Source organism: Streptomyces sp. NBRC 109706 (genome assembly GCF_000974485.1).
Lineage (GTDB): Bacteria > Actinomycetota > Actinomycetes > Streptomycetales > Streptomycetaceae > Streptomyces.
This window is the reverse complement of sequence record NZ_BBOM01000010.1, coordinates 187,623-200,861: the sequence shown is the minus strand read 5'-3', so window position 1 is coordinate 200,861 and position 13,239 is coordinate 187,623. Positions and strand designations below refer to the sequence as shown.

The 13,239-nt window shown below is 71.0% G+C and carries 16 protein-coding genes; 12 read left to right on the top strand and 4 right to left on the bottom strand.

Annotated elements, in window-relative coordinates; translation table 11 throughout:
• The first annotated feature begins 240 nt into the window (after positions 1-240).
• Genes AOM46_RS23165 through AOM46_RS34180 form a run of 4 tightly spaced genes read left to right on the top strand, consistent with a single transcriptional unit; the run spans position 241 to position 2,042 of the window.
• Positions 241-795: a 3'-5' exoribonuclease domain-containing protein gene (locus tag AOM46_RS23165; protein ID WP_267887820.1), complete on the top strand. Its 555-nt coding sequence runs from the start codon at positions 241-243 to the stop codon at positions 793-795.
• A 9-nt stretch (positions 796-804) separates the two neighbouring features.
• Positions 805-1,110, top strand: a complete 306-nt coding sequence (locus AOM46_RS23160; RefSeq protein ID WP_062214572.1) for a hypothetical protein — start codon at positions 805-807, stop codon at positions 1,108-1,110.
• Entirely contained in the window at positions 1,107-1,391 is a 285-nt protein-coding gene (locus tag AOM46_RS23155) for a hypothetical protein (RefSeq protein ID WP_062214570.1), read from the top strand. Before AOM46_RS23160 ends, AOM46_RS23155 begins: the two co-directional genes overlap by 4 nt.
• Positions 1,392-1,418: 27 nt before the next feature.
• Entirely contained in the window at positions 1,419-2,042 is a 624-nt protein-coding gene (locus tag AOM46_RS34180; RefSeq protein ID WP_158920569.1) for a hypothetical protein, read from the top strand.
• A gap of 23 nt (positions 2,043-2,065) precedes the next feature.
• On the opposite strand, the gene AOM46_RS23150 is transcribed toward AOM46_RS34180, so the two are convergent.
• Positions 2,066-2,455, bottom strand: coding sequence for a hypothetical protein (locus AOM46_RS23150; protein ID WP_062214568.1), 390 nt, complete (start codon positions 2,453-2,455; stop codon positions 2,066-2,068).
• A gap of 339 nt (positions 2,456-2,794) precedes the next feature.
• On the opposite strand from AOM46_RS23150, the gene AOM46_RS23145 reads away from it, so the two are divergent.
• A complete protein-coding gene (locus tag AOM46_RS23145) occupies positions 2,795-3,964 on the top strand; it encodes a methyltransferase domain-containing protein (RefSeq protein WP_062214566.1) in 1,170 nt (389 codons plus the stop codon).
• Here AOM46_RS23145 and AOM46_RS34175 read toward each other — a convergent pair.
• Both AOM46_RS34175 and AOM46_RS23135 read right to left on the bottom strand, forming a co-directional pair.
• Entirely contained in the window at positions 3,955-4,182 is a 228-nt protein-coding gene (locus tag AOM46_RS34175) for a hypothetical protein (RefSeq protein ID WP_158920567.1), read from the bottom strand. The two genes, AOM46_RS23145 and AOM46_RS34175, sit on opposite strands and share 10 nt — an antisense overlap.
• Positions 4,183-4,619: 437 nt before the next feature.
• Entirely contained in the window at positions 4,620-4,805 is a 186-nt protein-coding gene (locus AOM46_RS23135) for a hypothetical protein (RefSeq protein WP_062214561.1), read from the bottom strand.
• Between the two features lie 155 nt (positions 4,806-4,960).
• Between AOM46_RS23135 and AOM46_RS23130 the strand changes: the two genes are divergently transcribed.
• The 7 genes from AOM46_RS23130 (at position 4,961) to AOM46_RS32435 (ending at position 12,812) form a co-directional block, all read left to right on the top strand.
• Positions 4,961-5,662, top strand: coding sequence for a SpoIIE family protein phosphatase (locus AOM46_RS23130; RefSeq protein WP_234313929.1), 702 nt, complete (start codon positions 4,961-4,963; stop codon positions 5,660-5,662).
• Positions 5,663-5,671: 9 nt separating this feature from the next.
• Positions 5,672-6,316, top strand: coding sequence for an HAD family hydrolase (locus tag AOM46_RS23125; protein WP_062214559.1), 645 nt, complete (start codon positions 5,672-5,674; stop codon positions 6,314-6,316).
• Positions 6,317-6,381: 65 nt separating this feature from the next.
• Positions 6,382-7,563, top strand: a complete 1,182-nt coding sequence (locus tag AOM46_RS23120; RefSeq protein WP_062214557.1) for a helix-turn-helix domain-containing protein — start codon at positions 6,382-6,384, stop codon at positions 7,561-7,563.
• Positions 7,564-8,985: 1,422 nt separating this feature from the next.
• Entirely contained in the window at positions 8,986-9,735 is a 750-nt protein-coding gene (locus AOM46_RS23100) for an SAM-dependent methyltransferase (protein ID WP_158920565.1), read from the top strand.
• 186 nt (positions 9,736-9,921) lie between these two features.
• Complete coding sequence (locus tag AOM46_RS35875) at positions 9,922-11,895, top strand: tetratricopeptide repeat protein (protein WP_158920563.1); 1,974 nt, start codon at positions 9,922-9,924, stop codon at positions 11,893-11,895.
• Positions 11,892-12,503 carry an endonuclease/exonuclease/phosphatase family protein gene (locus tag AOM46_RS23090; RefSeq protein WP_062214546.1) on the top strand — a complete coding sequence of 204 codons (612 nt, stop codon included), beginning with the start codon at positions 11,892-11,894 and terminating at the stop codon, positions 12,501-12,503. Before AOM46_RS35875 ends, AOM46_RS23090 begins: the two co-directional genes overlap by 4 nt.
• Positions 12,504-12,812, top strand: coding sequence for a hypothetical protein (locus AOM46_RS32435; protein ID WP_062214543.1), 309 nt, complete (start codon positions 12,504-12,506; stop codon positions 12,810-12,812).
• Between the two features lie 72 nt (positions 12,813-12,884).
• On the opposite strand, the gene AOM46_RS23080 is transcribed toward AOM46_RS32435, so the two are convergent.
• Positions 12,885-13,196, bottom strand: a complete 312-nt coding sequence (locus tag AOM46_RS23080) for a hypothetical protein (RefSeq protein ID WP_062214542.1) — start codon at positions 13,194-13,196, stop codon at positions 12,885-12,887.
• Positions 13,197-13,239 lie beyond the last annotated feature (43 nt).

Sequence of the window (13,239 nt, the reverse complement as noted above, 5' to 3'; positions counted from 1 at the left end):
ATTGGGCCGCGGCCAGGAGATCCAGCTCCGCGTCGCGCGCAACGCGAAGAAGGATGGCGTCTGGGCCCGCGCCAAGTCTTGGCCGATCTCCTCCCCGGTGCACGACGGCGGCCGGCTCCACGCGGCGCACCACTGGCAGGGCCACCTGCCCGGCTCCGACGACAACCGGTTGGTCGCGGAGGTGCTGGTCAACGGGGACTCCCCGGTGCCGATCGACGAGCTGACCGCCAGCCTGCTGGCGTGGCCGCTGTGACCGCCATCGACTACGACCTGGAGTTCCTGGAGGACGGGCGCACCATCGAGCTGATCTCGATCGGCATGGTGGCTGACGACGGCCGCGAACTCTACGCCGTGAACGCCGAGTTCGACCAGGCGGCCGTGCGGGGGCACCCGTGGTTGCGGGGGAACGTGTGGCCGCATCTCCCCGTCGTACAGAACCCGCCCGGCGTGCGCGGAGTAGATCGTCTCGACCTCGACGACCCGGCAGTTCGGCCTCGTGCGCAGATCGCCCGCGCCGTCGCCGACTTCATCCTGGCCGCAGGGCCGGAGGTCGAGCTGTGGGCGAACTACGGCGCCTACGACCATGTCTGCCTCGCCCAGCTCTGGGGCCCCATGGTCGCGCTGCCCGAAGGGGTGCCGATGTTCACTCACGACATCCAGCAGGAGCGGTCCCGACTCGGGTTGCCGGTCGGCGCTCTGCCAGCGCAGCAGGAGAGCGAGCATCATGCGCTCGCGGACGCCCGTCACAACCAGATCGTGCGGCGCTGGCTCGCCGAACGCGGCCGGTCTGCTTAGGAGGTAGAGATGCTGGTGTCGATCGCCCGCACGGTGGTGCCGATGGTGGCCGGCCTGGTCCTCACGCTGGCCGCCCGGGTCGGTCTGGATCTGGACGAGGCCGAGGTGACTGCTGCGGTGGGCACCGCCCTGTCCGCCGCCTACTACACCGGGCTGCGCGGGGTGGAGGAGTGGGCTGGCCGCGCGCAGCACCCGCAGCTGCGGCGCGTGGCCGGCGTGCTGCTGGGCTGGGCCCGGCCGCCCCAGTACCCGGCCCCGGCCGGCCGCTCGCTGGATGTGGCGCTGGCCAACTCCCGCGCAGGGGCGGACCGGTGACGGACGCGGAGGTGCGGATGCTGTCGGACAGCCTGGACCAGGTGCGTGCGCAGCTCGCCTCGCTGCTGACTCGCATGGGTGAGGTGCACACGGACGTTGCTGTACTGGTGGAGCGCTCTAAACGTGCGGACCAGGACGTGGCCGCGCTGCGGGAGGAGTTGGACTCGTTGGGGGCGAGGGTAGCGGGGTTGGAGGCGCGGCGGTGGCCGTTGCCGGTCATCGGCGGAGTGACGGGTGTGGCCGGAGCTGTGGTCGCGGTCGTCGCGCTGTTCATGGCCTGACGGCGGCTGTTGCACCAGACTAGTGGCATGGCCTTAGATTCCACCATCACCAGCGGCCTGATCGCTGCGGGCTCTGCTCTATCGGGTTCGGCTATTACGGCGTACTTTGCGTACCGGGTACATGGGAGAGCACTCCTGGCGGCCAAAGACGAACGTGTCCGTGAGCAGCAAGATGCCATTCTGGCGGCCCTGGCCGATGGCATCGGACGAGTCCTGCGCCACGTGCGCGACGTGCCGGGCTCCAGGATCTCTCGCCGCAATCGGTCACTCGAGGAGCAGGAACGCCTCAGAGCAGCAGAGGATTCCTGGGAGCGTGAACTCATGGAGATTCTGGCGCCCTTGGAAGTGTCGGTACTAACTGTTCGAGATGAATCAGCGCGCGCCACCCTGGCGAAGGCCATTGAACTGCTCCGTAACTGGCGTCACCTTGGGACTGCGTACTCGAACTACGGCCAAGTACAGATCGACCCCTCGTCGGTTCTTTCTGACGTTGCCGCTCATGCAGTGGAGTGCCTTGGAGCGCTTAGGAGGGAAGATTCACTTCCGGATCGGAATGAAGGGTTCGTCAATGCATGTGATGCCTGGGAGACATTCCTGTGGGATCAGCGAGAGCTGGAACGCGCGGAGCGCGAACAGCGAAATTCATGGTAAGAGCTGCCAGGGGACGTGGTTGGCTATAGCACCAACCCGAGCGGAATCGCCCCCCACTCCGGTTTGAGGAGCAGCAGGATCACCCAGGCGAAGAACGCGAGGCGTAGGCCGATGATGGTGGGCTTCCACCACCTGGTGCGGCCCAGCTCGACGCGGATCGCGCGGATGAGTGGGGAGCGGCGCCACGCGTCGGCTATCGCGCCCAGCACGCGGCCGATGCCGGTGACGATGCCGGTGAGGAGTTGACCGGTGGTGGGGCCCTCCTGGTAGACGAGGATGGTGTCCCCATCAGGTGTCATGCCGCCGTGGTGGTTGGCGCGGTGGGTGTCCTGGTCGGCCCAGGCGTCCCAGCGGGAGCGGCGCCATGGGTCTCGGGCCTGGCAGGCGCCGCAGCGGTATGCGTACCGGCTCAAGGGATCCTCCTCCGACCAGTTGGGTGACGAACGGGAGCGTAGCGCGCACGGCGGCTGTGCGTGGACCGGTTCGACAGTCTGGCAAAACGCGTCGGCACGGGGAGTTCTGAGGTCTGCCGGCGTGCGCCCTTTCGCGCGCCCCTCGCGCGCCCTTACGGTGCGTCAGGTGACAATCACCGAGGTGTGGGGAGGTTAGACGATGCAGGTGCCGGAGCGGAAACATCGGTCGCCGATCAGTGATGACGGGCACCAGCCGGGGCGGCCGATCCCGCCGCCGCTCCCCGAGGACCCGCCCCCGCCGCAGCGGGATGACACGGCTGATCAGCCCGAGGGCGGGTCGTGACTGCGGTCGCCAGCACGCCGCTGCTGGATCAGCTCACCGGGCAGATCGCCGCCCGCTTGGGTCGGCCTGTGTCGCCGGAGTGGCTGGCCGCGATGCGTGCTGTGCCTCGCGATCGGTTCCTGCCGGCGCGGGTGTGGCTGCGGGATGGGCTGGGCGGCTATCGGGTGTGTGACCGGGAGTTGGAGCCTGCCCGGTGGCAGGAGGCGGCCTGGGGGGATGTTCCGGTGGTGGTGCAGGTGAAGGCTGAGCTGGGCGGAGGCGTGCGGCCGATGTCGTCGGCGTCTGCGCCTGGCACAGTGATCGCCATGCTCGATCTGGCGGATGTGCCGCCTGGCGGGAGGGTGTTGGAGATCGGCACGGGGACGGGGTGGCACGCGGGGCTGCTGTCCGCGTACCTGGGTGACTCCCAGGTCGTCAGCGTCGAGTTGGACCGCGACCTGGTGGAGCGTGCCCGCGCGACGCTGGAGGCTGTTGGGCTGCGCCCGCTGGTGGTGCGGGGGGATGGTGTGGAGGGCTGGGCGGCGGGCTCGCCGTATGACCGGATCATCGCCACGTGCTCGGTGCGGGGGATCCCTGCGGAGTGGGCGTCGCAGTTGGCGGAGGGCGGGCGGATCGTCGCGCCGTGGGATACCGCGTGGTGCACCTACGGCACGCTGGTTGCCGACATGGAGGCGGGCGGGGCGCTGCGGGGTCGCTGGGTTGCGGGCGGGTCCTATATGCCGATGCGTCGTGTGGGCCACGGGCCCGGGGTGATGGCGGACGCTTCTGACCTGTCGGCGGTGCCCGCCGAGGTGACCTCTCTGTCTCCATGGGTCGTGGCTGGCGAGGACTACGAGGCTCAGTTCGCGATCGGGCTGCTGACCGCTGGGGTGTGGCACGCCTGGGACACCGCAGACGACACCCCCGGCGTGCACGCCCAGCTGTGGCTGTATGCGGAGGACGGCGGCAGCACGGCGGTGGTGGAGGTGGCCACCGGCGGGACGATGACGGTTCGACAGGCCGGTGCGCGCCGCCTGTGGGACGAGGTCGGCGCGGCGTGGCGCTGGTGGATCGGTGTGGGTGCTCCGGGGGTGGACCGGTTCGGGGTCGACCGCCGGCCGGGGGGCGCGGCGCGGGTCTGGCTGGACACCCCCGATCGGCTCTTGCCTGCGGCGTCTCAGCGCTGATCCTCGGTATCGCGCGCGGGCGGTGTCTCGGCGACCAGTCCGGGCTGGGGCCACCGGTAGGAGACGATGCGATAGCTCAGGCTGGGGGTGGGGACCGCGATCTGGTACACCGGGCCAGCCCCGGCCCAGTCCTGACGGGCCATGACCCGACCGCGTAGCCACTGTCCGCCGGCGCGTACCCACATCACGGGCTGTGATCTGGCCGGATAGACGTGCACACGGGGCTCTGACCCGTCGTCGGGGCCCCACGGTCGGGCGCGCACGGCATCAGGAGGGCTGGTCTGCGGTGCGCGGTCGCCGTTTCCGTGGCTCACCCCGGCATTCAAGCAGCCAGGCGCCACGAGGCTTAGACAGACCACGCCGCCGGCCGTGCCCCTTCTCGCCGGAGGGTGTGGATGCCCGCAACGACGGTGAGAGTGTAGTCCGCCGGGTGGGGGCGGCCGGCGGCGAGCCAGCCCGCGGTGAGGGGCAGCCGCTCGTCCCACAGATCCCGCGGGCCGTCGTGTTCGACGAGGGCCCGCCGGCCGGGCCGCTGCGGGATCTGGCCGGGCAGATGGCTGGGAGCGCTGACCTACCGGACGTGCGGGCGCTCCGGGAACGCGTCTCGGCCCTCCCAGCCTGACTGGGGCGGTGGGGCGCCGTTGCGGCCCGGGGCTCACTCCCAGGTGTCGGGGCCGCCGCCGCGCCACTCGATCAGGGTCGGATCGCGCAGGTCGATCAGGTCCGGGTCGAGGCCGGCGCGCCGGAGGAATTCGAGCAGCTCGCGGGCGGAACGTGCGAGGCCGATGGCCTGCCCATCGGCGCGCACGCGCCGCCCGCCGCCGGGTGTGGGCGGGTACACGACGATCCTCGGTGAGGGCACACGTCGAGCGTGCGTCCCCGCGCCGGGTGGGGCCAGGCGGGCAGGGCTGATCGGGGGAGCACCGGAGTGCCTGCGGGGCGCCGAGTATCTCTGGCGACGGTAGGGGGCCAGCGTGCGAGCAGGGGAGAGTAGACGTGCCTGAGGCCGAGCAGCAGCCGGTGGGAGCGATCGCGGTGCGGACGGCGCAGCGGCCGGGGACCGAGCCGCCGTGCGCGGACGGCACGCACGTGCAGCGCCGTGGTGGAGAGGTCACCGCGGCGGTGGTCGACGGGGCCGGGCATCACCCCGACACCGTCCAGTACGTGCAGTGCGCCGCTCCGGTGATCACCCAGATCGGCATGACGCTGGGCGGGCTGGCCGGTCTGATGACGGCCGGTCAGATGGCTGAGGCGTACGACCACTATGTGCACGCCTCTGCGGTCTACGCCCGCGCCGTGCCAGGGGAACCGACTGGGGTGCATTGGATCGGGGACTGCCGCATCTACGGATGGACCGGCGAGCAGACGCAGTGGTCCACGGACCAGACCATGGGCCAGTACCTGCGGCGGCACGGCGGCGTCGCGGTGGATCTGGTTGAGCATCATGATGAGTGGGCGCGGCTCGGCCTGGCGCAGGCGTCTGCGGCGACCTGCCGAGAGGCGGAGATCCCCGCCGAGGTGGGGCTGGTGCTGCTGGTGTCGGACGGCGTCTCGGACCAGGTTCCGGACATGGCCCGCCTGGTAGCCGAGTATGCGGATGATCCTCAGGCCCTCGCGGACGCGCTCGTGGCAGCAGCCGAGCAGGACAGCGAGGGATACCGAGACGACGCGACCGCCGTGGTGCTGCTGCGGCCCTAGGCTGGCGCCGTGATCAGATGCGTCGCCCTCGACATCGGAGAGACCCTCACCCGCGATGACCGGTATTGGGCGGCCTGGGCGGACTGGCTGGACGTCCCACGCCACACGCTGTCAGCGCTCGTCGGCTCGGTAGTGGCACGCGGTCAGGACAACGCCGATGCGCTGCGCCTGGTGCGCCCGGGCCTGGACCTGGCGGCCGAGTACGCCGCCCGCGAGGCGGCCGGGCGGGGAGAGTGCCTGGACGAGTCCGACCTGTACCCGGACGTGCGTCCGGCCCTGGCCGCGCTGCGTGGGCTCGGTGTGCGGGTGATCGTGGCCGGCAACCAGACGTCGCGGGCAGGGGAGTTGCTGCGGGCGCTGGACTTGCCGGCGGAAGCGGTTGCCGTGTCCGGGGACTGGGGCGCGGCCAAGCCATCAGAAGAGTTCTTCGTTCGGGTGATCAGCCTCGCCGAAGCTCGGGCCGAGGAGGTTCTCTACGTCGGTGACCATCCACAGAACGACATCTACCCGGCGCGCGACCTGGGCCTGTTGACAGCACATCTGCGGCGCGGCCCATGGGGGCACCTGTGGGCGGATGATGCTGGTGTGCGGGAGGCGGCGGACTGGTCTATCACCAGTCTCAACGAGCTGGCCGCCATCGTCACGGAAGAGTGAAAGCAAGTACCCGGGCGTCACCGCCCGGGTACCGTTCGGGTGTTGAGTACCGAACGGGAGCCAGTATGCCCGCAGACAGCCCCGCCGAGGTAGGGCGCCGTATCGCCTACCACCGGCATCTCGCCAACCTGACTCAGGACCGCCTCGCCGACCGGGCGGGCCTCGGTAGCGGCACCCTGCCTAAGATCGAGCGCGGCGCCCGCCTGCCCAGCGACCACGTGCTCCAATCGATCGCAGACGCGCTCGGTATCGACCCAGCCAGCCTGCGCGAGCACCACCTGCCATCGGCAGAGCGAGCACACACCATGATGCCCAACCTGCGGGCCATCCTGGCCAGTTGGGACGACCCAGACGACGGGCCGACGCGCTTCCTGCCAGAGCTACGCGAAGCCGTTGACGAGGTGCAGCAGTACCGCCTGGCGGCGCAGTACGCGCGCATCATGCGCGAGGGGCCGGCCCTCCTTGCCGAAGCGCTGCGCGCCCTGGCGGCCGCCCAACCAGCAGAGAGGGCAGAGGCGGCGCGGATCGCGATCTCGGCCTGCCGCACCGTGGACGCCGCCGCCTACAAGTACGGCGCCGTGGACCTCTCGGGCAGGATCATTGACACGATGCGCTGGCTGGCCCATGTCGCCGACGATCCGATCACCCACGCCACTGTGGCCTACGTTCGCACTGAGCAGTATTTCGCGAGCCGCGCGCACGCGGCCGGCCAGCGCGCTCTGGAACGCGCGATCGACGTGGCACCCGCGCCAACGACCAGCGGAGCGGTAGCGGCGCGCGCGGCGCTGCATATGCGCGCGGCCGTGATCGCAGCGCGCGCGGGCGACGGTGACGCAGCCGACGAGCACACCAGCCACGCCACCCGACTCGCGGAAACGGTCCGCGAGGGGGTCTACGCCGGGACTGCCGTCGGGCCGGACTCGGTGCGCATCCACCAGGTGTCGCTGTCGGTGTCCCTGGGCGGGACGCGCCTCGGGCAGGCGCTCGCCATCGCCCGCGAATGGGCACCGCCTCGGAGTATGTGCGCGGAGCGGCGCAGCGGCTTCTACATCGAGATGGCCAGAGCCCAACTTCATGCGGGGCACCCGGGCCACGCTTTCGAGGCGCTGAAGGTCGCGCAACGCCTCGCACCGCAGCACGTGCGCGAGCACCGCTGGGTGCGCGAGGACATCTCAGCGCTCATCCGGCGCCGCAAGACCAGCGTGGAGTCTCTGACGAGCTTCGCTCAGTGGTGCGGCGCGGAATGATCTGACCCAACCTGGGTCACTGACCCGCGTTGGGTCAGATCTGGCCCAGTTCGCGCGCAACCATCTGCCGACGCCTTCGGCAGATAGGACACAGCGTGCACATCACCACCCCAGATGAGACCGACGGGGTCAGCATCGCTCGCCTCCATGGCGAGGCATGCTGGCACTGTGGCGCGGTCTACTGCTCCCTCACCCCTACCGGCCCTGTGATTGTCGGCGGTCGCGAGTGGCAGACCGTGAGCTGCGTGAAGCACGAAGGGCGCCCTCTTGCCGACGGGACGCGCTCGGAGCTGTTGTCCAGTCACGAGGGGCTGCCGCTATGACGCCTGATGCCGCCTCCTGGGTGCCCACCGCCCCGGACCTGCACGTGATCCCTGCGGGCCGCCACTGGGATGCAATCCAGGTGCACGCATTTGATGGGGCGGTGGTCCAGTGCGGCTACCGCGCCCCGGTGATCCACGACCGCGAGCACATGACCGTGACCTGGCTCGTCCCACTCGGCGCGGCCACAGGTTGGCAACTTCCGAGCGTCGCGCGCCTTTTGGTGGCGGGGCAGCCGGTGCGGGTCCCGCCAGCACCCTGGACTCTCCCCCCTGAGTCGCCGCCAGTCGTGTACTGGACGTCTGCTCCTGGCAACGGAATCGTCCATAACGTTGACGGCCTACGGGACGTGCTGGCCAGAATGGCGCGCCTCTTTCCCACCGTTGGGTGGGATGAGCCGTGACCGCCGCCTGGCCGCCGTGGATGCCACCGGACGGCGCTCGGCCGCAGCTGGTGCCGGCCGGGGAGTGGTGGGATGCGATCCGGGCCCCGATCCTGGACGCGCCTGCGATTGCCCGGTGCCTGCCCGACGGTACGACCGCGATCCGGCATGAGGGGTGGTTCACCAGCATCTGGCTCGTGCCGCTCGGCGCGGCGAGGGGCTGGCAGCTGCCGGCTGAGGTCGAGCTGGTGACACTCGGGCAGGTCGTCGTGCCGGCGCCGGACACCGCGCCGCCGCACCCCGCAGCCGGACCGCCCCCGGTGTGGTGGACCGCCCCACCCACAGCGCCGATCACGGACTCTGCCGCGCTGCGCCGCGCCCTGGACGAGCTGGATACGGCGTCACGACATGGCAGGAGCCGGCGTGCCCGATAGCTTCAGCCAGCCCGCTCGGCTCCTGATCCGCTGTACCACCTGCGGCGCGACCCCTGAGGAGGGGCGACTGCACCGGTGCGCGGTGTGGACCCTCCCCGAACCCCTGCGCGGGATTGTGCGGGGCGAGAACCTGACGCCTCTGCAGCTCGCGGGCCGCGAGTGCGCGCGCTGCGGCCGGACCCTGTGCGCCCCGGGGGTCTACCCCCACCCGGCAGGGACTGCCACGGATCCGGACGGCCGTACCCACTCCCTCTACATCCACCCCTCACCATGCCCCCGGGACACATGATGGCCACGACCACGGTTCCAGCCCTGACATACGGAGCGCTCCACGCCGCGCTGCTCGATCCTGACACAAGGGGCCCCGAGCGGGTCCTGGCCGACCGCGTCATCAAGGCGTGGCCAGGCGCCCCTCGAACCTGGCGGGCCGCGCTCGCCTACAGCGCGTGGGCGGCAACCCGCATGGTGGCCGACCTGAGTATTCGGCAGCTTCTCGTCGTGGACTGGCCCGGGGCGTGTCTCGCGCCCCGGATCGCGGCGGCCGCACCCAACCGTGCCAGCGCCCACATCGGATATATCCACCGCGACGCCACGGCGGTGCGTCTGGGCGGCGCCAGCCGGCCGATCGACGCCCCGGGCTGCACCGTGCAGCACGCCCTGTGCACCGATACCGACCCTGCCGCGATCCTCACCGCCGCCCGGGCCGCCGGCGCCGACCTCTCCCGACCGGTCGGGATCCTGTGGCCAATGCCAGCCACGTGGCCCCTCACTGCGCGCACTATCGGCCGCATCACTGGCGTACTACCGGCGCGCTCCGCGCTGGCGACGACGCACCTCGCGGTGGACGTCGCCGGCTGCCCGACCGGACAGGTCGAGACCGCCTCGGGCATCGCCACCGAGGCCGGACTTCGCATCACACCGCGCCGCCGGGGCGAGACACAGGCACTCGTCGCCGGCCTGCGGCTCGCCCCGCCCGGCCTGCGCCAGCTGGCGGCCGGCGTACCGATGCTCGCCACGCTCGGCCTCACCCACTGACACCCAACCCCCTGTGCGGCGGGGCGCCCAACGAGGAACGGTGCGCCCCCGCCGCACAGCGGGTTGGTCCGCCACGCGACCCGGACGAGGAACACGGTGACGCAGCCCGCCCACTCCCACACAACGAATGCACTTTCCGGGGCCGTATCCGGACCCGCCGTCCAGGCCGGCACAGTGCACGGCGGCGTGCACATCACCACCCCGCCCACCCACCAGCCCGACCCGCCACGACAACTCCCCCCGGCCCCGACACATTTCACCAACCGCGACACACCACTCGCCCAGCTGAACGCCCTCGGCGACCACCGCCTCGCGCTCCTCACCGGACCCGGCGGCGCCGGCAAATCGGCCCTCGCACTCCACTGGATCCACCAGCACGCCCACCAGTTCACCGACGGCCAGCTCTACACCGACCTCCGCGGCCACACCACCACCCCCGCCCAGCCACTCGCCCCACTCCCCGGGTGGCTACGCGCCCTGGGCACACCACCAGCCCACATCCCCACCAACCCAGACGACCAGCTGGCGCTCTACCGCACCCTCACCGCCACCCGCCGCCTCGCGCTGCTGATCGACAACGCATCCAGCGCCCACCAGGTGCGGCCCCTCATCCCCACCTCACCCCACACCACCACCCTCATCACCAGCCGCCACAGACTCCTCGACCTCGTCATCGACGGCGCCACCCCCCTCCCCCTGAACCCCCTCAACCCCGAGGCGACCCTCCAACTCATCACCCGCATCGCCGGCCCCCAACCAACCCCCCACCCCGCCACCCGCGCACTCCTGCGCCCCACCGGCGCCTGGCCCCTGGAGATCCGCCTCACCGGCGCTCTCCTCGCCACCGGACTGCACTGGCCAACCACCCCACCCACCGCGGAGCACACCATGACAACAACACTCACCCAGTCCTACCGCGCCCTCCCACCCCCCGCCCAGCAGCTCTACCGCCATATCGGCCTCCACCCCACCCCCACCCTGTCCACCGCCTGCGCCCACGCCATCGCCCACACCGCGCCGCCCATCACCGACCCTGCCCTGGCACTGGCCACGCTCGCCGAAGCCAGCCTCCTCACCACCTCCGACCGCCCCGGTTTCGTCACGATGCACGACGTCATCCACGAGCACGCCGCCCAGCTCGCCCAGACCGAGGACGCCGAGCACACCCGCACCGAGGTGCTGGACCGCATGGCGGACTACTACCTGGCCGGCTCGGACGCCGCCGACATCGTCCTCACCCCCAACCGGCGCCGCCCCCGACCCACCTACCACCACACCGCCCCCGCCCCGCTCGTCGAGGCGCCGAGCGACCGTGCAGCAGCCCTCACCTGGCTGGACGCCGAGCGCGCGAACCTCCTCGCGATGCAGCGCATTCTGTACGGCCGTGGCGACAACGCCACGGTGTGGCAGCTGGCTGATGCCGCCTGGTCGCTGTTCACCCACCTCCACGCGCCGGAGTGGGTGGACTGCTACCGGCTCGGCGTCCAGGCCGCCGTTCTGGCCGGCCACCGCCTGGGCGAGGCACGCATGCGCACCGGCCTCGGCGCCGCACTGCGCGAGCACCAGCGGTACGACCAGGCCCTGGACGAGTACGGCATCGCGCTCACCATCCGCCGCGAGATCGACGACCCGCACGGCGAGGCGACCGCGCTGCACCACATGGCCGTCATCCACCAGCGCACCGGAGACCTCGACCAGGCCCGCGGTCTCCTCGTCCAGGTCGTGACGATCCGCCAACACATCGGCGACACGCGCGGCGCGGCCCGCGCACGCGCCCTCCTCGGCGCGACGGAGAGCATGGCAGGCCGCCACCAGGAAGCCATCACCCACCTCACCAACGCCCGCGACACACTCCTCGGCGTCGACGACCCGCACAGCGTCGGCATCGCCCAGCGGTGGCTCGGGCAGGCACACGCACGCGCCGGTGACCTCGGTGCGGCGCGCGGCGCACTGCACGCCGCCGCGCGGGTACTCGATCAGCTCGGCGCCACACCGGACCTGGCGGCGACCCAAGAAGCGCTGGGAGAAGTCGAGACCGCCGCCGGCAGCGCGGAGGCAGCGCGCCAGCACTACACCGCCGCAGCCGACATCTACCGCGCCATCGGCGCACACCAGGACGCAGAGCGAGTCACCAACCTCGCCACCGGGCAGCCCGCATGAACGCCCCGGCCAGTGACGGCGAGGTGCTGCGCGTTGTGAGTTGGAACATCGAGCACAACGGAATCCCCATCGGCGGACAGCCTGACCGCCGCGCCCGAGCGCGCGCCGTGCTGGCCGCTCACCGGCCGCACATCGTGCTGCGCCAGGAGGTGCGCGGCCCGAAAGGCACATTCGAGTCGGCATTGACCGAGCTGGAGACGGAGGCTGCCGCACTGGGGCTGGAGATCGCCGTGCTCGCGCCAGGCACGGACGAGTCCCCGAACGCAACCGCGGTGTTGGTCGATCCGGAGCTGTTCGAGGTCGAGCACCGATACGTCCACACCACTGGTATGTGGCACCCGATCGCCAACCCCGTCGTACGTCTCCGAGGTACCAGCAAACCGCTGGGCCTCGCGTCGGCTCACCTGTGCTCGTGGGATCCGGCGTGGCGGGAACGCGAGGCCCAGCGGCTCCTGGTCCTCGCAGACAAGGGCCGCTCGGCGCTCATCGGCATGGACGGCAACTCCTACCCCCACACCGCCATGGAGCGGCACAGGCTGCCGGACTGGCGGATGGTGGCAGACACGGCGCACGCCCGGCGGTTCACGATCTGGGAGGGCGGCCGGTAGGTGTCGCATATCGGGCCGGACCGGATCCTGTCCGGGCCGACGGAGAACGGCGAGGCGCCGTATGTGGAGCTGGGGGTGTGGGCCGCCACCGTGCTGCACCAGCGGGACGCCCTGACGCCGACGGCGAGCCTGTGGCGTACAGACCAGGGCCCGCCTCAGCGTCTGGATCGCATGTATTGCACGCGGGATCTGGTGTCGGCGCTGCTCAGGTTGTGGGTGGATGACTCATCAGAGGTCGTTGCCTGCTCGGATCACGCGTTGGTGCTCGCGGAGTTCGACCTGGAGCGGCTGCGGTACGCCCTGGCGTAGAACGAATAGGCGCGGGCTGTCCTCCGGTCCCGCGGGACAGCCCGAGTCGGTCAGGGGCCGTGCTGCGGCAACTTACGCCTGTGTGTCTTGGGGCTCGGTGTCGTCCGGCGGGGTGTACGGGTAGGAAGCCATCCACGCGCGGAACCGGCTCAGGGGGCGTCCGTCCATGTTCCAGACGGGGTCCTCGGTGGCGATTGCCGCGCGCTCGGCTCGCATGGCGTGGGCCCGGGAGGGGTGCCGCTCCAGCGTGATGGTGACGGCGTACCGGGTCCAAGGGGACGAGGCGGCGTGCTGGCTGAGGCGGATGAACTCGCCGTCGCTGATTCCGACATACAGCAGGCGTTTCTGCTGGTCATAGGCCCGATACACAGTGGTGATGCCCAACGCGACGCTCCTTACAGAGTGTTACCCCTAAACGATATTATTG

Excerpts from the sequence above, each read along its gene's own strand:
- AOM46_RS23160 (WP_062214572.1), top strand. The coding sequence starts at position 805 with ATGCTGGTGTCGATCGCCCGCACGGTGGTGCCGATGGTGGCCGGCCTG.
- AOM46_RS34180 (WP_158920569.1), top strand. The coding sequence starts at position 1,419 with ATGGCCTTAGATTCCACCATCACCAGCGGCCTGATCGCTGCGGGCTCT.
- AOM46_RS23120 (WP_062214557.1), top strand. The coding sequence starts at position 6,382 with ATGCCCGCAGACAGCCCCGCCGAGGTAGGGCGCCGTATCGCCTACCAC.
- AOM46_RS23100 (WP_158920565.1), top strand. The coding sequence starts at position 8,986 with ATGATGGCCACGACCACGGTTCCAGCCCTGACATACGGAGCGCTCCAC.
- AOM46_RS23090 (WP_062214546.1), top strand. The coding sequence starts at position 11,892 with ATGAACGCCCCGGCCAGTGACGGCGAGGTGCTGCGCGTTGTGAGTTGG.